General features: G+C 50.3%; 20 protein-coding genes. 17 read left to right on the forward strand and 3 right to left on the reverse strand.

The window, feature by feature from the left end:
- Positions 1 to 117 precede the first annotated feature (117 nt).
- The 3 genes from ABH897_RS18075 to ABH897_RS18085 all read right to left on the reverse strand — a co-directional run bounded on the left by ABH897_RS18075 (position 118) and on the right by ABH897_RS18085 (position 6,448).
- Complete coding sequence (locus ABH897_RS18075) at positions 118 to 1,914, reverse strand: M4 family metallopeptidase (RefSeq protein ID WP_283653135.1); 1,797 nt, start codon at positions 1,912 to 1,914, stop codon at positions 118 to 120.
- A gap of 505 nt (positions 1,915 to 2,419) precedes the next feature.
- Positions 2,420 to 4,135: a M4 family metallopeptidase gene (locus ABH897_RS18080; RefSeq protein ID WP_283653134.1), complete on the reverse strand. Its 1,716-nt coding sequence runs from the start codon at positions 4,133 to 4,135 to the stop codon at positions 2,420 to 2,422.
- Between the two features lie 537 nt (positions 4,136 to 4,672).
- Positions 4,673 to 6,448, reverse strand: coding sequence for a M4 family metallopeptidase (locus tag ABH897_RS18085; RefSeq protein WP_283653133.1), 1,776 nt, complete (start codon positions 6,446 to 6,448; stop codon positions 4,673 to 4,675).
- A gap of 563 nt (positions 6,449 to 7,011) precedes the next feature.
- On the opposite strand from ABH897_RS18085, the gene ABH897_RS18090 reads away from it, so the two are divergent.
- The 17 genes from ABH897_RS18090 (at position 7,012) to ABH897_RS18170 (ending at position 22,298) form a co-directional block, all read left to right on the forward strand.
- Positions 7,012 to 7,950, forward strand: coding sequence for a glycosyltransferase family 2 protein (locus ABH897_RS18090; RefSeq protein WP_283653132.1), 939 nt, complete (start codon positions 7,012 to 7,014; stop codon positions 7,948 to 7,950).
- Entirely contained in the window at positions 7,947 to 8,882 is a 936-nt protein-coding gene (locus ABH897_RS18095) for a glycosyltransferase family 2 protein (protein WP_349361867.1), read from the forward strand. Before ABH897_RS18090 ends, ABH897_RS18095 begins: the two co-directional genes overlap by 4 nt.
- Complete coding sequence (locus tag ABH897_RS18100) at positions 8,879 to 9,679, forward strand: glycosyltransferase family 2 protein (RefSeq protein ID WP_404581093.1); 801 nt, start codon at positions 8,879 to 8,881, stop codon at positions 9,677 to 9,679. The genes ABH897_RS18095 and ABH897_RS18100 overlap by 4 nt, the downstream gene beginning before the upstream one ends.
- Positions 9,676 to 10,407: a sugar phosphate nucleotidyltransferase gene (locus ABH897_RS18105; RefSeq protein WP_404592532.1), complete on the forward strand. Its 732-nt coding sequence runs from the start codon at positions 9,676 to 9,678 to the stop codon at positions 10,405 to 10,407. The genes ABH897_RS18100 and ABH897_RS18105 overlap by 4 nt, the downstream gene beginning before the upstream one ends.
- A gap of 72 nt (positions 10,408 to 10,479) precedes the next feature.
- Complete coding sequence (locus ABH897_RS18110) at positions 10,480 to 11,961, forward strand: glycosyltransferase family 2 protein (RefSeq protein WP_404592533.1); 1,482 nt, start codon at positions 10,480 to 10,482, stop codon at positions 11,959 to 11,961.
- A 119-nt stretch (positions 11,962 to 12,080) separates the two neighbouring features.
- Complete coding sequence (locus ABH897_RS18115; protein ID WP_025684990.1) at positions 12,081 to 12,368, forward strand: hypothetical protein; 288 nt, start codon at positions 12,081 to 12,083, stop codon at positions 12,366 to 12,368.
- A 29-nt stretch (positions 12,369 to 12,397) separates the two neighbouring features.
- On the forward strand, positions 12,398 to 12,730 hold the full coding sequence (locus tag ABH897_RS18120) for an alpha-helical endospore appendage domain-containing protein (protein ID WP_137060081.1): 333 nt from the start codon (positions 12,398 to 12,400) through the stop codon (positions 12,728 to 12,730).
- Positions 12,730 to 13,014: a hypothetical protein gene (locus tag ABH897_RS18125; protein ID WP_283653128.1), complete on the forward strand. Its 285-nt coding sequence runs from the start codon at positions 12,730 to 12,732 to the stop codon at positions 13,012 to 13,014. Before ABH897_RS18120 ends, ABH897_RS18125 begins: the two co-directional genes overlap by 1 nt.
- Positions 13,015 to 13,026: 12 nt before the next feature.
- Complete coding sequence (locus ABH897_RS18130) at positions 13,027 to 13,386, forward strand: FliH/SctL family protein (RefSeq protein WP_283653127.1); 360 nt, start codon at positions 13,027 to 13,029, stop codon at positions 13,384 to 13,386.
- Between the two features lie 181 nt (positions 13,387 to 13,567).
- Positions 13,568 to 14,659, forward strand: a complete 1,092-nt coding sequence (locus tag ABH897_RS18135) for a CgeB family protein (protein ID WP_283653126.1) — start codon at positions 13,568 to 13,570, stop codon at positions 14,657 to 14,659.
- Between the two features lie 33 nt (positions 14,660 to 14,692).
- Entirely contained in the window at positions 14,693 to 15,811 is a 1,119-nt protein-coding gene (locus ABH897_RS18140) for a CgeB family protein (protein ID WP_283653125.1), read from the forward strand.
- A 60-nt stretch (positions 15,812 to 15,871) separates the two neighbouring features.
- On the forward strand, positions 15,872 to 17,551 hold the full coding sequence (locus tag ABH897_RS18145; protein ID WP_404592534.1) for a glycosyltransferase: 1,680 nt from the start codon (positions 15,872 to 15,874) through the stop codon (positions 17,549 to 17,551).
- A gap of 123 nt (positions 17,552 to 17,674) precedes the next feature.
- Positions 17,675 to 18,766 carry a non-hydrolyzing UDP-N-acetylglucosamine 2-epimerase gene (gene wecB, locus ABH897_RS18150; RefSeq protein ID WP_404581089.1) on the forward strand — a complete coding sequence of 364 codons (1,092 nt, stop codon included), beginning with the start codon at positions 17,675 to 17,677 and terminating at the stop codon, positions 18,764 to 18,766.
- On the forward strand, positions 18,759 to 19,745 hold the full coding sequence (locus ABH897_RS18155) for a polysaccharide biosynthesis protein (protein WP_283653122.1): 987 nt from the start codon (positions 18,759 to 18,761) through the stop codon (positions 19,743 to 19,745). The genes wecB and ABH897_RS18155 overlap by 8 nt, the downstream gene beginning before the upstream one ends.
- On the forward strand, positions 19,742 to 20,599 hold the full coding sequence (locus ABH897_RS18160; RefSeq protein WP_283653121.1) for a dTDP-4-dehydrorhamnose reductase family protein: 858 nt from the start codon (positions 19,742 to 19,744) through the stop codon (positions 20,597 to 20,599). The genes ABH897_RS18155 and ABH897_RS18160 overlap by 4 nt, the downstream gene beginning before the upstream one ends.
- Positions 20,557 to 21,585: an NAD-dependent epimerase/dehydratase family protein gene (locus ABH897_RS18165; protein ID WP_404519572.1), complete on the forward strand. Its 1,029-nt coding sequence runs from the start codon at positions 20,557 to 20,559 to the stop codon at positions 21,583 to 21,585. Before ABH897_RS18160 ends, ABH897_RS18165 begins: the two co-directional genes overlap by 43 nt.
- Positions 21,582 to 22,298 (forward strand): glycosyltransferase, encoded by a 717-nt coding sequence (locus ABH897_RS18170; RefSeq protein WP_283653119.1) that lies wholly within the window; start codon positions 21,582 to 21,584, stop codon positions 22,296 to 22,298. The genes ABH897_RS18165 and ABH897_RS18170 overlap by 4 nt, the downstream gene beginning before the upstream one ends.
- The last annotated feature ends 24 nt before the right edge of the window (positions 22,299 to 22,322 follow it).

Below are 22,322 nucleotides of genomic sequence, written 5' to 3' on the forward strand. Positions count from 1 at the left end.
GTCCCGATGAAGGGAAGCCGTATACATGAGGGGGAAGAGGGCACACTTGTAATGGTAATATCGCCCTCTTTTTGTACATCCTAAGTAGAGCCAGAAGATTGCTTGTTTAAGCTCAACTTATTTCACACCTACAGCGTCAAAGGACTTAATGGCAGAAATGACTGCTATTGAATTTTCACCATAGCTGTCCTTGGCTGCCTGAATAACGGCGGCGCGTGCAGTGGAGAAGTTAGAAGTGGAGGTCAGGTAATTAGTAAAGGCATTATAGTAAATATATACGGCTGCATCACGTCCGATTCCATCTACCTTGACACCATGAAAGGTACCGCCCTGTGCCAGTAGATAGTAGGCTTTATTAATAATACCGCTATTAATATGGGTCCCACCATAATCCTCGTTATTCGGGTCAGGATAAAAATTGCTGTAGTGATCTACCTGACCGTATTTGACAGGATCGGAAAGGGAGCGGATTGCGTCACCCTTAATTTTTGGTGTATAAGCGACTTTGCCAAAATCCCAGTTGGTACGCTCAATGTCGTTACCGATAATATCCGAGATGCTTTCACTCAGTGCGCCAGATTCAGCGAAATACACCAGCCCGGATGAATGCTCGGTCACGCCGTGAGTCAGCTCGTGAGCAACAATTTCAAGGTCGCTGCTGAAAGGGGCAAATAGCGTGCCGTCACCGTCTCCGTATAGCATATGGGTGCCGCCCCAGTGGGCATTATTGTAGTTCTTTTCCCCGTAATGGACTGCCGAGGCAATAGCCATGCCACGTCCGTCGATGCTGTCGCGTCCAAATTTTTCTTTATAATAATCATAGGTGCGAATGGCATAAGCATGGGCATCCACCGCAGCCGGATCTTTCCATACGTTATCTGTACTTGTATAAAGGGTGCCTGGAAGCGTCTCGGTATTGTGAACATTGTAAGTTAAGATGCCTTTACCACGAGTCGCATCCTTCAATTGGTACTTTTTACCGGAAGCTGTTGTTTCGAACGTTTTGGTATCCCCGAGTACACCACGACCTGTGCCGATTACTTCATTGAGGATGTCATACTTGAACACGATTTTGCCGTCATTGGCATCAATAAAGTAACGTGTGCGCAGTAAAGTAGGCTGCAAAATATTAACTTCCGTTACATAAACCAGACGTGTTGTGTCTCCATCGGGATAGATGTACAACTCTGCCTTAGGGTCCACGTTTGGTTCCAGATTGGCGATTTTGGCGATAGGTGCAGACGCAGGCTCTACCGCTTCCAATTTACTATTTTTCAGTTCAGCTTCTTTTTCCAGATCCAGCTTATCCTTGTCAATAGAGGGATATCCTTCGTTGTTAGATGCTTCTGCGTAGGTGTCTTTACTTACACTGCTAACGTCCTCGGAAGGTTCAGAAACGGTATTAGCAGAGGAAGAGAGAGATTGAACGCGTGTAGCTGCATCTTCATACGCAGTATATACGGCCTCAGTAGCGCTAATTTTTGGAGTTGTATTTTCTTTAGCGTCCGCTTGCTGATCTTCTGAAATGACAGCTCCCAGATAAGAAGTAATTTTACCAGCCTTATTCACATGGATCGTCTGTTCAGCTCCAAATACGGGGATGCCGTCCACATACTGTTTTAGGCGATAATGTTGCGTACCGAATTTATCACTGGTTCGATCCACGATCCGAAATTGCTCACGGGCACTGGTGCCGCTGTTGTCCATACTCATTAATTTTTTCTGTTGTCGATTTAAAAAGCTCCAGACCAGATTGTCACCTGATAGCGATGAAGGAGATTTCCAGTCTACCGTTTGAAATGTTGGCGTAAACTGAGTGGGCTCGGCAACAGAATTCTCCGCTGCGGATGCTCCGGGTGCTACTGCTCCTAATAGCATAGCTCCTCCAAGAAGTGAAACCCATACTTTTTTCATTAAATACTCACTCTCCCAAGTTAATGTGAGGATGAAAATCATCCTGTTGAATAGGCATTTTGCCATGTATGTAGGTCTTGTTGCTCCTTTGAAACGTAAAGATTATGGATAAGAATGCGAAGAGGATGGAAAGAAATTACCTTATGCAAAAAAATGGGGATTATTTTTTTTCCATTCTATCTTCTAAGCTTTGATATTAGCACAGAGATTGTCGAACGAGAAGATTTATCTTACAAATAACTCCAAAATGATTCGATAGTCCCAAAATATTAATTTTTTTGTCATAATTCGTCGAATAAATAGAAAATCATATAGTCGAACAGGCATCACGATGAAAAAAAGGGGCATCCCGTTGAACGGGACGCCATAGACTCAAGGAGGAAGGGGTACAGACTTACACTGCACCCCTATTTTTGGTCCGCTTATGAGCAGGATCAGATGATACCCACACAACAGGCTTCTGTCTACTGAATGAGGATCAATTGCGAGGAATACGGAATATGATTTACTTGATTCCTACAGCATCAAAGGATTGAATAGCGCTAGTTACTGCTAGCGAATCAGTACCATAGAAATCCTTGGCCGCCTGTATAACAGCAGCCCGCGCATTAGAGAAGTTGGAGGTAGAGGTCAAATAGTTCGTAAAGGCATTATAGTAGATGTATACAGCCGCTTCGCGTCCGATACCGGTTACCGTTACACCATGGGATGTACCGCCTTGTGCCAGCAAATAATAGGCTTTGTTGATAATACCGCTATTTGTATGGACTCCTCCTTCATCATCATTGTTAGGGTCAGGGTAAAAATTGGAATAGTGATCCGGCTGGCCATATTTTGCAGGGTCGGATAGAGAGCGCAGAGCGTCGCCCGGAATGTTAGGCGTATAAATGCCATCGCCAAGGAGCCAGTTGCTGCCATCCATATCATTACCCATAATATCTGAGAAGGCTTCATTCAGCGCACCTGATTCACCGTAATACTCCAGATTGGAGGTGAACTCTGTGACACCGTGGGTGAGTTCATGCCCCACGACATCGGGATCACCACTGAAAAAGGTAAATAATTTGCCGTCGCCGTCGCCGTATGTCATTTGAGAGCCGTTCCAGAAGGCGTTGTTATATTTTTTGCCGTAATGGACGGTCGAACGGATTTGCATGCCACGTCCATCAATGCTGTTGCGACCAAATTTATTTTTATAATAATCGTAGGTTCTAATAGCGTAGGCATGGGCATCAACAGCCGCCGGATCATCCCATACATTATCCGCATCCGTCAAAATCGTACCCGGCGTTGTCTGACGGTTGGCAGCGGTGTAGGTTACGATTCCATTACTGCGTGTCGAGTCTTTCAACTGATATCCGTTGCCGGAAGCTGTAGTCGTGAACGATTTCATTACACCATCCACGCCGCGGCCGTTGCCCGTTGCGTAGTTGAGGATGTCATACTGGAATACGATTTTTCCGTCTTTGGCATCAATAAAGTAGCGTGTACGCAAAGGTGCAGGCTCCAGAATATTAACCTCTGTCACATAAACCAGCCGTGTAGTCTCACCGTCAGGATAGATGTACAGTTCTGCATTAGGTTCTACACTTGGCTCCAGATTGGCGATTTTGGCAATGGAAATTTGTTCCGGGATGGATATTTCGTTGTTAGATGCTTCTCTGTAAGTGTCTTTACTTACACTGCCTTGATCCTGACTACCCTCAGTAACGTTATCGGTGACGGAAGGGTAGGATTGAATCCGTATAGCGGCTTCTTCATACGCGGTATAGACGGCCTGGGTAGCGCTAATTTTTGGAGTGGTGTCTTCAGTGGCATCTTGTTGTTGATCCTCCGAAATGACGGCGCCCAGATAAGAGGTGACTTTACCTGACTTATTCACATGGATGGTCTGCTCAGCTCCATATACGGGAACCCCGTTTACATATTGCTTCAATCGATAATGGTTTACACCGGATTTGTCGCTCGTGCGATCAATAATGCGAAATTGCTCACGGACACTGGTGCTGTCTGCACCTAGCAGCGTTTTCTTTTGTCGATTCAAATAACTCCATACAATATTGTCACCCGATACGGATGAAGGAGCCTTCCATTGTTCTGCGTGAAAGGTTGGTGTAAGCTGAGTAGGATCGGGAACAGAATTCTCCGCTGCTGAGGCACCAGGTGCTACAGCCCCTAATAACATAGCTCCTCCAAGAAGTGAAACCCATACTTTTTTCATTAAAAACCACTCTCCCCAAATTTAGGTCAGGATGATGTGCATCCTGTTTTGTTTTTTAGGCACGGCGCCATGTATGTAGGTCTTGCTGCTTTTTTAAAACGTGAAGATCATGAAAAAATAAACTTATGCAAAAAAACAAGTTTTATTTTTTTGTGATTAAATCGTCTTGGCTCTGATATTAGCACAGAGAATGTAGGACGAGAAGATGTATATTACAAATTACTCCAAAATGAGACTAAAGACCCTTATTTAGATTGTGTTTGTCTTATTTAGTCGAAATTGATCGAAAATAGTCTTGTTGAAGTGTAAATGATTCCGCAATGGCAATGGCCATAGCATACTGGTTTTAGAGCATCCGCTATGTAGACAAAAAAAGAGCGTCCCGCTGGGGGACGCCATATACATAAGGGGGAAGGGGCGCAGACTTGTACACTGCACCCCTATTTTTTCGTCCATTTTATGAGCTGGGTTGGATGACAGCTGCACAACGACAATGGTCTATGGACGAGGATGAATAAGAGGGATTGCAATTATGATTTAGTTAACTCCTACAGCGTCAAAAGATTTGGCGGCTGCGGTTGCTTGCGCTGAATTCGCACCGTAAAGGTCTTTTGCTGCCTGCACCACAGCGGCGCGTGTATTGGAGAAGTTGGAAGTAGAAGTCAGGTAGTTCGTAAAGGCACTATAGTAAATTTGGACAGCTGCGTCACGACCAATTCCACTTACAGTTACGTTATGGAAGGTACCACCTTGTGCCAACAGATAATATGCTTTATTAATAATGCCGCTGTTGGTATGAACGCCACCGTTATCAGAGCTGCCTTTATACAAGTTGGAATAGTGGTCTGGTTGATCGTACAGGGTAGGGTTAGACATAGAGCGCAGAGCATCACCCGCAATGCTTGGCGTATAAATATCATCGCCTACAAGCCAGTTTTTACGCTGGATGTCATTGCCGATGATGTCCGAGAAGGACTCGTTCAACGCACCGGATTCCCCGTAATAATCCAAATTCGAAGTATACTCTGTAACACCGTGCGTGAGTTCATGACCAACTACATCAGGATCACCACTGAAAGCGATAAATGTGGTACCGTCCCCGTCTCCATAAGTCATTTGGGAGCCGTTCCAGAAGGCGTTGTTGTAGCGGCTGCCGTAATGGACCGTCGAACGGAGTTGCAGGCCACGTCCGTCAATACTGTTGCGTCCGAATTTGTCCTTATAGTAATCATATGTTTTGGCCGCATAAGCATGAGCATCTACGCCGGCTGGATCATTCCAAACGTTATCGGCATCCGTCAGGAGCGTACCTGGAATGGTCTGACGATTGGAGGCCGTGTAGGTCACGATTCCGTTACCGCGTGTTGTGTCTTTTAACTGATAACTGCTTCCGGACTGCGTAGTGTTGAACGACTTGGTATCACCAAGCACACCTTTACCTGTGCCCGTCGCTTCATTAATGATGTCATACTGGAATACGATCTTGCCATCATTGGCATCAATGATGTAGCGTGTACGCAGCGGCGCAGGCTCCAAAATATTAACTTCTGTTACATAAACCAGACGCGTCGTATCGCCAGTAGGATAGAAGTACAGCTCAGCTTTAGGATCTACTTCAGGCTGTAAATTGGCGATTTTAGCGATGGAACTTTGTGCTTCTACAGCTTCAATTTTGCTGTCCTTCAAATCAGCAGCTTTTTCAAGACTCAGCTTGTCTTTATCAATATAGGTGGTTTGTTCGTTGTTAGCAGCTTCCGTGTAAGTGTCTTTACTTACACTGCTTTGCTCCTTAGCATCTTTAGAGATCGTATCGTCGAAGGAAGGGAGGGCTTGAATCCGTGTAGCGGCTTCTTCATAAGCGGTATATACGGCCTTGGTAGCGCTGATTTTCGGAGTTGTACCTTCCGTAGCTTCTTGCTGCTGATCCTCAGTAATCACGGCTCCCAGATAAGAGGTGACTTCACCAGACTTGTCCACATGAATTGTCTGTTCAGCTCCATATACGGGAATCCCGTTCACATACTGTTTCAGCCGATAATGACTTACACCAGATTTGTCGCTCGTGCGATCAATAATGCGAAATTGATCACGGACACTGGTGCTGTCCGCACCTAGCAGCGTTTTCTTTTGTCGATTCAAATAACTCCATACAATGTCATCACCTGATAACGATGAAGGGGCCTTCCATTGCTCGGCGTGGAAGGTTGGCGTAAGCTGATTTGGCTCCGAAACGGAACTTTCCGCAGATGCACCAGACGCTACCGACCCTAATAACATAGCTCCTCCAAGAAGCGAAACCCATACTTTTTTCATTAAAAATTCACTCTCCCCGGTTAATGTCAGGATGAAGACCATCCTGTTAAGAAATAGGCATTGCGCCATTTATGTAGGTCGTGTTGTCGTCTGGAACATGAAGAAAATGGAACGTGAAGAAGAAAAGCCGAAGTGTCTTTCATGGAAGCGTGTGTGAAAAGAGGGTATTGCATGTGAAGCGTACAGCCTGAAAAGGTGACAAACTCCTCCTTTCCTGTCATATAAGTGAAAGTGGAAAAAAGGCGGATAATGGAAAGAAGTTTACTTATGCAAAAAAAACAAATGCTGAATTTTTGAACTCCCATCATCTGGCTCTGATATTAGCACAGAGAATGACGAACGAGAAGATGTATGTCACAAATTTATCCAAAATGATTCTTTAGACCCTAATAACTGATTTATTCAATAGGATTAATAAGTTTTGTAAAATAAAGTCGAAAATTGCTTTGTCGAAAAGACTCCACGCTTGCCGTTACACACGGGTTTTAGAACGCATAGGTTATGTTGAACTGTCCTAATCATGCTGTCTATCCATACAGCAGCAAGGGAGGTGAGGCGGGAGCATGAGGAAGCAGACAAGATTTGGATTCAAGGCTCATCGCAGGCGGCATTCCAGTGCTAATAATCCCTACTCAAAGGTATGGCTGCCTGTACGAACGCCATCCGTGCATATCACCCCGTACCTTGTAACAAGAAGGGGACCAGGCACAGAAGCAGAAGCACAGACAGGTGAAGAACGGCCATCCGGTTCGTCTTCGGCGGGAAAACTGCTGGTATCCGTCATCATTCCGGCTATGAATGAGCAAAAAACGATCGGGGCTGTTGTCCGTGAGGCACGCCATGTTCATCCACACACCGAGGTCATCGTGGTCGAGAACGGATCAAGCGACAGGACGGCCAAGGCGGCAAAAGCGGCGGGCGCGCGAGTGCTTTCCTTTCCGCAACCCTTGGGGCATGATATTGGTCGCCGTATTGGAGCGGAAGCGGCTTCCGGGCAGGTACTGCTTTTTCTGGATGGTGATATCGTTATTCCCTGCGTCAGACTCAAGCCATTCATACAAGCTGTATGTGCGGGAGCGGATGTTGCACTGAATGATTATCATGGGCCAGTAGACCGTACGTCGGTGCATCCTGTGGTTGAAGCAAAGCATGTATTGAATATTTTGTCGAACCGTGCTGATTTAGGAGGGGCATCCATGACTGGAATTCCGCATGCCATAAGTCGAAAGGCCTTAAATAAAATAGGTCTAAAGTCCTTGGAAAAACCTCCGTTATTTCAGGCCATGACGATTACCTCCGGCTTGCGGGTGGTGACTGTTCGTGGAATAGCCGTGGGTAAAGTGAATGCGACCCGCAAAAAAATGAATGGCAGGGACCCGCTTGTGGATGTGGTCGTACAGGATCATCTTGACGCGATTGCCTGGCTTACATCACATTTGGGAACGCGTGCAGGATATACGGATTTGAAGCGCAAACGGATCAGAAACGAGGTGAGGCCGTGAGCAGAATGTATCGAAAAGGGAGGCGTGATGACCGAAGCCGGGGCATACGACGTGTACAGCGAAGACATGGAACGACGACTATGATGGATAGCCGCAGGGTGAGGAAACCCGCGCCCCGGCGGGGGAAAATGACCGAAGCAAATCCGCTGGAGGTACGGGCATTGCCCGGGGATATGCTGCTGCGGGGGACAGCCGCCGCAGTGGTCAGCGCCTGCAACGAGGAATCTACGATTGGTGGGGTGCTGAGCGAGCTGGAAAAGCTGCCTCTTACGGACATCATCGTCGTATTGAACGGTTGCACGGATGGCACGCGTTCTATAGTAGCGGAGCATCATCCGGGTGTGACTCTCGTCAGCGTGCCGACTCGGCTCGGGCATGATGTCGGACGGGCGGTAGGCGCACGTATGACGCAGGCTGAAATCGTATTGTTCGTAGACGGGGATCTGCCGATTCCTGCGTTTGACTTGCTGCCGTTCCTCTATGCAGTGGATCAAGGAACGGATGTGGCACTTAATGATCTGAGCAGACATTTGCCACCTTACTTCCGGCAGGACAGCGTGACCCGGTGCAAAGGGTTCCTGAACCGCGTGCTGCGCAGGCCGGATCTGGGAGCAAGCTCCTTGACCGCTGTGCCGCACGCGTTATCACGACGTTCGCTGGAGCTGCTCGGCCCTGCTATGCTCGCTGTTCCGCCGAAAGCCCACGCTATGGCGATACTGCACGGTATGAAGGTGACGGCAGTACATGCCGTAGACGTCATTGGAACAAACCGCAAGCGGACTATCAATATCGGCAAAGGGAATGCCATGGAGCAATTGATCGTCGGCGATCATGCGGAGGCACTGGCTGCGGTGTTTCAGGTAGCCGGAGCTTTCCCGTTGGGACCTGTTCCAACACGGGCCGACGTCGCTAAAGGGAGGAATGCACGATGAGTCTGACGAGCATTATTATTCCGACCTATAACGGTTTGCACCTGCTCAAGCCGTGTATTGAGGCGATTAGGACACATACGACAGATGTGCCTTATGAAATTATTGTTGCGGACAACGCTTCAAATGACGGAACGGATGATTTTTGTGAAGCCGAGCGGCTGATCAGCATCCGTCTCCCCGAAAACCGGGGTTTTCCGGCAGCTTGTAATCAAGGGCTTCGGCTGGCTTCGGGTGATCAGCTCATCATTTTGAATAATGATGTGACGGTTACACGGGGATGGTTATCCAATATGCTGGTTGCATTGCGGAGCCAAAGCACAGTGGGACTGGTGGGACCAGTGACGAATTATATTAGCGGTACTCAGCAGATTGACGGATTAGCAGGGGATCTGGATAGCTGTCTCCAGTTTGCAGAGCAGAATAATGCAAGTAATCCGTCCAGATGGCAGGAGGTCAAGCGGCTGGTCGGGTTTTGTCTGATGTTCCGGCGTGAGCTGATGGAACGGATCGGATTACTGGATGAACGGTTTAACCCCGGGCATTATGAGGATGACGATTATTGTCTGCGCGCACGTGTACATGGCTACAAGCTGTTGATGTGCAGTGACTGTTTTGTCTATCACCAGGGGAGTGCGAGCTTTTCACGCTCGGAATCTGCCTGGGTCGAAGAGTTGATTGAGCGGAATTATCGTTTGTTTATGGACAAATGGAACATAGACCCCAGAGCGTTTATTGAGACTGGAAATAGCGGAGCTTTAGGCACTGAACATGCTGTCGAAGGAGGAAGGAAGATATGAAAGGGGTTATTCTCGCAGGAGGAACCGGATCGCGCCTTCATCCGTTGACTTCATTACTCAACAAGCATCTGCTTCCGGTCGGCAAGTATCCCATGATCGTGTATGGTATCGAAAGACTGCGACAGGCGGGAATTACCGATATGCTTCTTATTATTGGCAAACAATCGGCCGGGCTGTACACCGATTTTCTGGGTAGTGGCAGTAATTATGGTGTCCAACTGACGTACCGGATTCAGGAAAAGGCGGGCGGCATTGCGGAAGCACTGGAACTGGCGAAAAGCTACATGGAGCCAGGAGAAAAATTCACTGTTTTGCTGGGTGATAATTTGTTCAAGGAAGATCTGGGACCTGTTATTGAACGGTTCGGGCAGCAGCCTCCGGGGAGCGCCAGAGTATTGTTAAAAAAGGTGGCAGATGCCCATCGCTACGGAGTACCCGTGTTTGATCCCGAGCGGCCGGAGAGCATTGCGCGGATTGAAGAAAAGCCGCAGCATCCCCAGTCCAGATATTGTGTAACTGGCATCTACATGTACGATACCACCGTGTTCGATAAGATCCGGCAAATTACGCCTTCGGCGCGTGGTGAGCTTGAAATCACGGATGTTAACAACTGTTATGCGGCTGAGGGCAAGCTTGAATACGATATTTTGCGGCGGTATTGGAGCGATGCGGGGACCTTCGATTCCCTTCAGGAAGCCGGTGTAAAAATGAAAGGGCTTCTGCCCTGATCTCAGCGATACACCATCCGGCCGGGCTAGGCATATAGTATGGACATAATGCCACCCGGAGGAGTGAACGGCATGAAACGCCTGAGTATAAAAAGGAAACACAGCAAGCGGCTCAGTAAGAAAGGCTATTGGGCGGGATATAAAAGGGGTCGGGAGCAGGGCAGCAGATTGGGCCAGGCTTCGTTCGGCAAAGTCTTTGAAGGCGTCAGTATTATCATTCCGTCCTATAATCAGCTTCATCGGCTTCGCACCTGTATTGATCGTATTGAGGAAAATACAAGCTGTCCGCATGAAATCATCGTGGTGGATTGCGGCTCAACGGACGGGACACGCACCTATCTGCTGCGTAAAAGCATCGCTGTGCGTTACGCGCTACTCCAAAAGGATATCCATTTGACAGGCAGCTTGAATCAGGGACTGATGATGGCGAAAGGCACGACCATTGTGGTGCTGGACCCAAATGCGCTGGTAACGCCAGACTGGCTGGATCGACTGCTAGAGTGCTTGCACAGTGATCCACGTATTGGTGTCGTCGGACCTGTAACGAACGGTCCGTTCGGAGAGCAACAGATTGAGGCACCTTATACGAACGAAAATGAAGCACGTCTTTTCGCCATTTCTCATAATGTTTCCAATCCGGCTGCATGGCGGGAAACCAAAAGCCTGGCCGGATTTTGTTTACTGCTGAGCAGAGAGACGCTGGAAAAGACGGGGTACTGGGACGAAGGCTGTCACAGCGGTCAGGAAGCAGATGCAGATTGGCTGCTGCGTGTACGCTTGTTGGGGACACGTCTGGCCATTGCGGGAGATGCTTTTATCCATTGCACAGAAAGTGATCGGGATACGGCTTATGCCTCTCCCCAGACGACCGGAGAAGGCGGTTTGATGGAGGAAAGCAGCCGGAACCGATCCTTTTTTGTACGAAAATGGGGGGATGCGGATAAGCTGCTCCACAGCCTGAAATTCGGCACAGCAGCAGAGCTGGACAGCCAGATATCGCCAACCAAGTCCAGACACGTGTCGGCGGCAACCTTTTATCCCATTGGAGCGCTCGTTCAGGGACCGTCTGGTGCAATATATCGGCTGGAGCCGGGGGGAAGGCGGCTTCTGCATGGAGTCAGGGATGCAGGAGGCGAAGACGTTGCCCCGGTCAGGGTATCACAGCTTGATCTAATGGCGCTTCCGTTGGTGCCAAAGCCAGAGGTTACGATTCCCGGCGATTATGATCCTGTAAACGAGATTTCGCCTCTCGCATCCCTTGTGCCAGAGGAAGCTGTTCCGGTGCTGGCGGCTCCGGAACTGGAGAACATGCCCGTGTTGCCCACACTTAATATCCCGGCTCAACGCATGCGATGGATTGAGGTCCTTTATGTCGAAGGCGGGCAACTGTATCAAATCGGGAACGGCTGGAAAAGATCGTTCCTTACCCCCTATGCCGCCATGAGCTGGCTGGCGGCTGATTACCGGATTCGGTTGGTGTCCCCCGGAGATTTGTCGGATTTGGCGGAGGAGCAGCCCATTATTGCGCCACCTGTGCTGCACGGGCATTTGTAATGATCGGAATAGGCGCTTTTAGGCGGAACCGACTACTCGTTGCGGCATACGCTGTAGTAGCGGAAAGCCCGTAGGCAATTCGTGCGTTCCGCACGGCGGAGCACATAAAGGAGGGGCTTATGCATAACCAGGTAGATGATTTGCTGATCCATATTTCGCACTCGCAGCAGCAGATGTCAAGGCTGTTGGATGCGGAACGGCAGGTGGTCGTGCGCATGTCGCAGATCATACATGAACTGCCGGACGAAGAGCCGCGTTTTGATGGAATTCCGGGCATTCTCGACAGCTCGGGACAAGTAAACAAAAGCATTGTTGCCTACTTGAACGGTATTGCCGATCTTCAGGAAGCAATGGCTGAAATGCTCGTTCGTGTCGTGAAAGAGACGGCATACCCGGACGAGGAGTAACGTACCAACCGAGGGCAGGGAGTGAACACATGAGTAGGGAAAAAGCAATGATTCATATGCTGGACGCAGCTTCCAAAATGCAATGGAATGTGTCCATGATCCTGGAGGCCAAGGCGGTAGAAGCCGAAAAAATGCGTAATTGGACGCTGAACCATCTGGAGCCTCACGCATTTGACACGGATGAAGAACAATTGGGACGGCCTTTGGAAATTCATGAGCAGATGGTGGAAATGCTGGAGGGTTTAACCCGGCTTCAAACCGGACTATGCAGTAATCTCAAGGCATTACTGGATCAGGATGAGCAGCAGGGTGGCGGATTGGAAGGGATGATGGGAGGAATGGGACCGGGGGATATGAGCTAATGAGTATGAGGCGCGAACGTGAGATCAAGCTGGATATGATGGAGTCCATTGCTACCAGCCAGCACGCCGTTGCTCGGATGCTGAGCAGTCTTGCGGACTTGACGCCCCATGCGGATATGTCCGCTACCCGTCTGGAGGAAACCATTCGTGTGCTCAGCAACTACCAGGGGAAAATCACGCAGATGTTGGCGGGCATACCATTAAGACGGCAGGTGTATGGTAAACCGACTCAGCCGTGGCTCCAACTGCCTGTTCCAAAAACGCAACAACGACGAGGAAACTAAGGAGGAATGAGAATGAGAATACGGTGGGAACGCGTTACGCGGGGAAAAGCCCGCAAAAGACGCAAAAGTACCCGGCGTTCGAGTATCCGAAGATTAAAGCTGAGAAGAAAACGTCTGCTTGCTTTAAGACGGCGTAAAAGAGGGCTTCACTCCGCCCGTAGAAGTCGTCCTCATCTGCGTCGGGAGAAAAAACCTCAGCCCACCCAGTCTACAGCTCCTGCAGCGGAAAATCCACAGCCCGAGCCTGTTGTGCTGGAGCATGATCCGCAGGCATTCCAGCAGGGATATGATGCTGCCTATAACGAGGGCTTCAATTCAGGCTTTGCCAAAGGCTACGAAGAAGGACACCAAGTCGCATACAAGGCCCAGTAAACCGTGAACATCATCTATTGTAACTGATCCCCCGAAGCTAACAGCCTCGGGGTTATTTGTTGTTTGGCAGATGGACGGGCAAACGCCAATTTTGTCCGGGCAGTGGCAGTCGTCCATGATGCGTTTGACCCCTCCGCATATAGTTTAGGAGTGACAGAAGTTTATTCTACAACAGGACAGGGTGAAGGATGTGAACGATCAACGAAGCGGGAATGAACGCGAAGCCTATCGATGTGGCTACCGGGAAGGACGCAGAATGGGGGGGTGCACGGCTGCTCTGTCACAGGTCGTGGCCACGGTGCCTGCTGTTCGCCATTTGAAAGTGCTGTATATCCCGCAAGGCTTCGCCGCAATAGACACAGGGGTACAAGAGGCATTAAGCCAAATATGCAGTGAATTCATCATCGGTACTCCTGCCAGAATGCTGGCTGACGCCGAAGCCCATCGACCCGAGCTCGTACTGGTCATGAACGGGCTGCATGTTTTTCCACCGGATCATCTGGAGCAGGTGCAGCAAATACGGGGCCTGGGTATTCGGACGGCCATATGGTTTGTAGATGATCCTTACTTTACGGAGGATACGGCGTTGATCTGCCAATCCTACGATGTTGTATTTACGCACGAGATGTCATGCCTGCCGTTTTATCGAGATCAGGGAGTGGCAAAGGTACATTATTTGCCGCTTGCTGCGTCAGCCCGGATCTTTTATCCCCAGCGGGTGGAGCGGGAGCACCAGCATGACATTTGCTTCATCGGGAATGCCTTCTGGAACCGCGTAAAGCTGTTTGACCACCTCGCTTCTTTTTTAGCGGATAAAAGGGTGCTGATCGTGGGTGGAAGCTGGGATCGGCTGACCCGTCGGGATGTGCTGGAACGATTTATCCGTCCAATCTTCATGGAGCCGGAGGAAACAGCCAAATATTATAACGGCTCCAAAATTGTTATCAATCTGCATCGTCCGACGGACCCCGGACTGGATAACCGGAATACACATCAGCTGTCGGCGGAGTCCATTAATCCCCGGACCTACGAAATTGCTGCCTGTGGCACGCTCCAGATGACGGACATTCGGAAGGATCTGAGCCGCTATTACCGACCGGGCTATGACATTGAAACCTTTGGTGGAGTAGAGGAGTTGAAGGTCAAGCTGGACTACTATCTCAAGCATGACTGGGAACGTGAACGCATGGCCTGGCGCGGGCTGCACACCACCATGCAAAAGCATCTGTACACAAATCGTATGGAAGAATTGCTGGACAAGGCGATGGCCTAAAGTAAACACCAAAAACAGTGAGGAGTGAAAGTGATGACGATATCTACGACAGGACCGTTTGACCCGGCCACAACTTCCTGGGAAAAGGGGAGAGCTGCGGGAATCAGTGACGGTTACGACGAAGGCTATTTGCGCGGGCGCGCCAATGCGATTCTTACCCGGACGAAGGCGGTCTTTCCTTTTCGACAAATCCATGTACTGTATGTAGTCTCCGGTAAAGGTCTTCCCTATTCTCCACTGGATGAAGCGGTTATTACCACATTGCAAAGTATGACGGCTCAGGTTACTGTAACCGACCCGCGTCAGCCCGTAGGTGGTATCGCTGCTCAGCTCCGTCCGAATCTGGTGCTGGCGCTGGATGGGATGGACCTTCCACTGGAGCAGGTGGAAGCGGTGCGTCAGTTGGGCATTCCGACCGCCATCTGGCTAACGGATGATCCCTATTACACGGACACGACGACCCAAATTGTCCCGCATTATGACCATGTGTTCACGCTAGAGCTGAATTGCATTGAAATGTACCGTCAGCTTGGCTGCCCATCTGTACATTACTTGCCCTTTGCGGCATTTCTGACTCAATATTTCCCGCTTAGCTCTCCCGCTTCTGTACGGCGTGAAATCGGGTTTACCGGCTCGGCCTACTGGAATCGCATCTATTTCTTTAATCCGATTATGCCGCAGCTCATGGCTCGTAATATTAAAATCAACGGAATCTGGTGGGATCGTCTCCCTGATTATCAATCGTACGGAGACAAAATCGAGATAGGCCGCTGGATGTCTCCGGTCGAGACGAATGATACGTATAATGGCAGCAAAATTGTCATTAATCTTCATCGTTCGCATCAGGATGATTCAGTGAATAACAATGCGCTGAAAATTCCGGGGGCGTCGCCGAATCCGCGCACGTTCGAAATTTCTGCCTGCGGCACCTTGCAACTGACCGACACACGGGATGATCTGGCTCATTTTTACAAGCCGGGAGAAGAGATCGAGACGTACAGTTCCCAACAGGAGCTGCTGGAGAAGATTGAGTTTTATTTGACGCACGAAAAGGAACGCCGTGAGATTGCCTTGCGTGCTCTGGAACGGACACTGCGTGAGCACACGTATGGTCACCGGATTGACCAGCTGCTGTCGATCGTATTTCCATAATTCGGTTCATACGCCCGATGATTGCTATTTTAAAGGAGGTGAACTCCGATCAAACCGAAAATGATGCTATTCAGCCATGTCAGCAATGTCCGCAGCATTACGGGAGCGGAGAAGCTGTTATTGCAATTTTGTGTAGACATTCGTACGTACTTCGACTGCATTCTGGTGACGCCCGGTGAAGGGCGGCTGACCACGATTGCCCGCAAGCGCGGGATTACCGTCCAAATTCAGAACCTGCCCATGCTGCACGGCATGTATACCCCGTATGAGGGATTGGCGCAAGATGCGGAGAATTTGCGAAACCATGCTTCGTACGCACCGTTGCTTCAGTTGCTACAGCAAGCGCGTCCAGATGTGGTGCTGGTCAATACCTGTGTGAACGTCATGCCCGCGATGGCTTCCCATGAGTCGAATATTCCAGTGGTCTGGAAAATAACCGAAGTCATTAACCAGAATGAGCATACACCTGTCTCGGTCTCCATCATCGAGCGTTACAGCCGATGGGTCATCGGTATTTCGCAAGCCGTCTTGAGGCCTTTGCACGGGGCGGGGCTGACACGTCCGCATACGGTGTTGTCTCCTTGTCGGGATATGGATATGCCGCCGCACAAAGAGCATGTACTGCAACGGAAACGCAAACGTGAAAAGCTGGGGTTGAAGGAATCGCATATCTGTATTGGTTATATTTCTTCCTTTATCTGCGAAGCCAAAGGACTGTTACCTTTTGTTCAAATGGCTCTGAAGCTGTGTGAAACGAATTCGAGCTGCCGCTTCTGGATCATCGGCAGCTCGGTGGACTCGGAATATTACGTGAAATGCGTTTCTTTAATCCGCAAATCCCGTTACAGCCGCCGATTCCAGTTCAGCTCATTTGAGGAATCTGTATCCACCGCATATAGCGCGATGGATATGGTTGTCATCCCGAGCATGGTGGAGGAAGGCTTTGGTCTGACGGCACTGGAGGGGCTGGTTTACGGAAAGCCGGTTGTGGCCTTTGCGCAGGGCGGACTGGTGGAGCTGATGGAGGCGACCGGAAATACTGAGTTTTTGGTAGAGCCGGGAAACAGCGATATGCTGGCTGAAAAAGTGGGCTATCTGCTCAATCATCCCGAGGAAGTGGAACGGATTGGTGTACGGAACCACAGCGCGGCTACACGTGTATACGGGTCTGATTCCTACCAAAACAACCTGTACGTCATGGCCAGCCAATGGGTGTGTCATGATCCGCAGTGGTTCCCGCTGATTCAGCAGCCGGGTGGTCCGGTATGGACGCGGGAGGGAGAAGGGCTACGTCAGGTCATCGCTATACCGGAGGCATGTACCAGCGCTATTCGAGAATTTCCCGAATCGCTGGTTGGCCAACTGCCTGTGCTCGGTTTGCCACCTATCGAGTATGCAGCCATTCCGGGCTTGCCACAGCCACCCCCTCCTTTACCGGAGCTACAGCCAGACCTGCATCATGGCAAGCGTGGCATTCGAGCGAGATGGCCAGCGGCCCGCAAGCAAAGCAGACCCCGCAAGCGCAAGGGTAAGAGCAACGCCAGCAGCAGGAGCTATCGCATTAACTGGTTTCCGCTGTCAGGGCTTCTGCCGAAATCCAAGTCCAGACAGAAACCCAGGTTGAAGCGGAAGCTCAAACGAAAACACAAGCTCAAGCCTGTGTCGAGGCGTCCGCATCCGCACAAGCGGAAGCGGCTAACGCTCAAGGCTGGACGCCACAAAAAACAACGGTCCGGGTGAAAGCACGCCGGACCGTTGAGGTGAACGTTTAGCTGGAGCACAGACAGTTTGCTGGATGGCTATCTCACGCATTAAACTCCACAGTTTAATGAAACAACGACAGCAAAGGTGGGTTCCAACACAATGAAAATATTGACCGTGCTCGGCACAAGACCGGAAATTATACGGCTCAGCCTGATCATTCCGAAGCTGGATCGCCATGCAGACCAGCATGTGCTTGTGCATACGGGCCAAAATTACACGGAAAGCCTGAGCGGGCAATTCTTCCGCGAACTGGGGCTGCGTGCCCCGGATTATGTGCTTCAGGAGAAGGCGGGAACGCTGGGCAAACAGTTGTCTGCCATGTACTCGCAGATGGAGGATATTTTAAACAAGGAGCGCCCGGATCATGTGCTGCTGCTCGGCGATACGAACAGCGCCCTGTGCGCCTTGCTTGCGGAACGTATGGGCTACCCGGTCGTGCATATGGAGGCGGGGAACCGCTGCTACGATCTGGATGTGCCGGAAGAGAAGAATCGCCGCGTCATTGACGCGATTTCTACGATTAATATGCCGTATACGGAGCAAAGCAAGCAGCATCTAATACGGGAAGGCTTTCCGAGCCAACAAATTGTATTGACTGGAAACCCGATTTACGAAGTGATGCAGCATTACGAGAAAGAGGTGTCCGGCAGCGACATTTTGAAGAAGCTGGGACTGTCGCCAGGGCAATATTTCCTGGTAACCGCCCACAGAGCCGAAAATGTCGACCATCCGCCACATTTGCTGGCTATTCTGGATGGCCTGAATCGGGTAGCACAGCAGTCCGGACAGCGGGTCATTTGCAGTATTCATCCTCGCACCGCCGCTCGTATCGCGAGCCATCCGCCGATCCAGCTTGATCCGCTGGTGGAATTCCATGAGCCGTTCGGTTTTTTTGACTTCGTACTGCTGGAGCGGCATGCCCGCTGCGCTTTGACGGACAGCGGCACCGTACAGGAGGAATGCTGCATCATGGGTGTGCCGACGGTCACGATGCGCCGGACGACGGAACGGCCGGAAACCGTAGATTGTGGCAGCAATATCGTGTCCGGGTTGGATGGAGAGGTTATAGCGAACGCAGTAGTCTTAATGACCGGGATGAAGCATAAGTGGCAGTGTCCCGCAGGTTATCTGGCGGAGGATGTGTCAGATAAGGTAGTCAAATTTTTGCTTGGAGGGAAACGGCATGTTTGAAAACCAACGTATCTTGGTTACCGGCGGTACCGGCTCCTGGGGGCATGAGCTGGTTGCCCAGCTACTGCCGCGTAACCCCAAAGAGGTCATTATCTTTTCGCGCGGAGAATCGAGTCAGGTTGCGATGAACAGGCAGTTTGAGGATGAACGACTTAGCTTCTGCATCGGGGATATTCGGGATAAGGATGCACTGGTTACCGCCTGTCAGGGTGTGGATTATGTATTTCATTTGGCGGCTCTCAAGCACGTACCTGTATGTGAAGATCAGCCCTATGAAGCACTAAAAACGAACGTGGTAGGCACCCAAAACGTGATCGAAGCCGCTGTCATCAATCAGGTCAAGAAAGTCATTTATATCTCCACTGACAAGGCTGCGAATCCATCCAATTTTTACGGGATGACCAAGGCGATTGGTGAAAAACTGATCGTCTACGCCAATCTGCTGAATAGCGATACACGATTTGTGACGGTGCGTGGCGGTAACGTATTGGGCACGAACGGAAGCGTGGTGCATCTGTTTCAAAGCCAGATTCGCCAAAAGGGTACCGTTTCGATCACGGATATGAACATGACCCGTTTTTTCCTGACCCTGCGTGATGCGATCAGCCTTCTGTTCAAAGCCTCGGTGGAAAGTGTAGGCGGGGAAATTTTCATCATGACCATGCCAACCTGCCGCATTGTGGATTTGGCAGAGGTGCTCATCGAGGATTCGGGCGTGGAGAATGTAGAAATTGTAGAAAAAGGTGTCCGTCCTGGCGAGAAAATTCATGAGATTTTAATGAGCGACTTTGAAAGTCTGACGACGGTCGTATACGACGAGCAATATTTAATCATTCTGCCAACGCTGAATATCCCTCAACTAAAGGATCGATATAAGCAATGCCCTCCAGTGTCGTTCAGCAGCTTTAGCTCAGAGTTCAATCTGATGTCTAAAGCGGAGATTCGAAGCATTCTCCAGAGCGGGGGGTTCATTAAATGAAGCTGCTTATTTTGGGCGGTAACGGCATGGCAGGCCATGTGCTGGTCGATTACTTTCAAAAGCAGGGCGGATATCATGTGTTCTACACCACGCGTGATCCCAAGAATAAAGGGGGTCTGCTGCTGGATGTGAATGACAGCTTTATGGTGGAGCAACTGGTGCGGAGTGTGCGACCTGACGTCATTATTAACGCGGTGGGTGTGCTAAACCAGTATGCCGGAGCGGATCAGATTACAGCATATCAAATTAACGGCCTGCTGCCGCACTTTCTCCAGCGGACGGCGGACAGAATCGGTGCTCGGTTCATTCATATCAGTACGGACTGTGTATTCGAGGGGACGCGGGTACCCGGTTTATATGCAGAAACGGATCAACCTGACGGGACAAGCGCCTATGCATTGACGAAAATACTCGGGGAAGTAAAGGCGCCGGGCCATCTGACGATTCGCACCTCCATTATCGGCCCGGAAATCCGGCCGGGGGGCATTGGTCTGCTGAACTGGTTCTTGCAGCAGAGTGGGGACGTTGACGGGTATCGCCGCGTCTTTTGGAACGGGGTTACAACACTGGAGCTGGCAAAGGCTATACAGGTGTTGATGAATGAGCCGCTAGATGGACTCATTCATCTGGTTCATCCTGAACCGATCAGCAAGTATGATCTGTTGCTGTTGTTCAAGGACATCTGGAAGAGGGAGGATATTCGGATCGTGCTGAAGGATGAGCCGGTTCAAGACCGGACACTTCGTTCTACCCGGGCCGATCTGCTCTACGATGTTCCTCACTACAGCATTATGCTGAAGGAGCTGCTGGAATGGACAGAAGCACAGCGGAACAACGTCGGCCCGTCATTGTAATTACCGGAGCGGCAGGCTATACCGGGATACACGCCTGCCGCCATTTTGCAAAGCTCGGCTGGAAGGTAGCGGCTCTGACCCGCACGGCTGCTTCCGCCCGGGAGCTGATCTTGCAGTTTAACGGTGATGAGAACGTCGGCGTAGATTCCGGCACCAGCTTTTACATCACGTCTTATGTATGCGATTTGCTCGACAAGGAGCGTCTTCGCGAAGTGATTGGCCAGATTGCGCCGGATTATGTGCTCCATCTGGGTGGAAAAAATTCGGTGCCCGAATCTTGGCGAAGCCCGCTGCTCTACATGGAATCCAATGTGCTGTCCACGCTGTATCTGCTGGATGCGCTGCGTCCTTTTCCAAAGGCCCGGATTGTCGTGGCGGGTTCCCGGCTAAAGGCAATTTTGCAGGCTCCGTATCATCCATCGCATCCATATAGTCTCAGCAAAAGCCTTCAAGAAGCAGTCGCCCTCTCCTGGAGCACGTTGTTTGACCAATCCGTCATGCTGGCAGAGCCTTGTAATCTGATTGGGCCGGGTCCATCCACTGGCTTTTGCGCATTGCTGGCGGGTCATATTATCCGTACGGAGCGCACGTACACGGAGCCAGCAACCGAATCAGCATGTGAGCCTTTGCCCGCACTCGAACCCGCACCGTTCCGGGTATCTTCCCGGCATGCGCAGCGTGATTTTCTCGATGTGCGCGATGCCGTCCGCGCATACGGTGTGCTGCTGGAGCAAGGGGTGTCGGGGCAGGTTTACCCGGTTTGCACAGGCCGCATCGTGGAGCTGGGAGATATCGTGGAACGTATGGTTGCAATGGCAGAGACACCTGTTGCCATCGAATGGGGGGACGCGGCAGAGTCAGCGTATATGGATGCATACCGGGCCAAGGAGCTGGAGGATATGGGATGGAGGCCGATCATACCGCTGGGGCAATCGCTGGAGGATATGATTCGATACCGCCGAGTCGGAAAGGAAGGAACGATATGAGACCGAGTGTAACGATCGTCATTCCATTTTATAACTGTGGATACGTGGATAAGGCTGTGCAAAGCGCATTGGAGCAAACCTATGGTCCGCTTGAAATTATTGTCGTTGATGACGGTTCCACGACACATACCGAAATGCTTCAGCCCTATCTTCCATATATATATTATTTGGGCAAATCCAATGGCGGAACAGCCAGCGCACTGAATCACGGCATCCGGCATGCCAGCGGCGAATATATTGCGTGGCTCAGCTCAGATGATATCTATCACAAGGACAAAATTAACAACCAGGTATCCTTTATGGTGGAACAGGGGGCATATATCTCTCACACCAATTTTAATCTTATCAATCAATACAGCCAAATCACGAACCCGCAGGCGGCAGCCGTATTTCCGTCCATACCGGAGTTTTGCCGTTTTTTCCAGCAAGGGAATCCGGTCAATGGATGCACTGTCATGTTCAAAAAGGAACTGTTTGCGCATATCGGTCTGTTCGATGAATTGCTGCCGTACACCCATGATCTGGATATGTGGTATCGAGTCATGTTGGCGGGTTACCCTTTCCCTTTTCTGAACGAAGCGTTGGTTAACTATCGCTGGCATGACGAAATGGGGACAAAAAAGCACTGGCCTGCCGTTGAACGGGAATACAACATAACTCAAGCGCGGTATCGAGATCGCTTCAGCCAGCTGTTGAACGGTTTATCCTCATGAATCCGGAAGTCTGTCAGGGGGAGA

This window comes from Paenibacillus sp. RC73, from assembly GCF_044908085.1.
In the GTDB taxonomy this organism is placed as follows: Bacteria; Bacillota; Bacilli; order Paenibacillales; family Paenibacillaceae; genus Paenibacillus; species Paenibacillus terrae_A.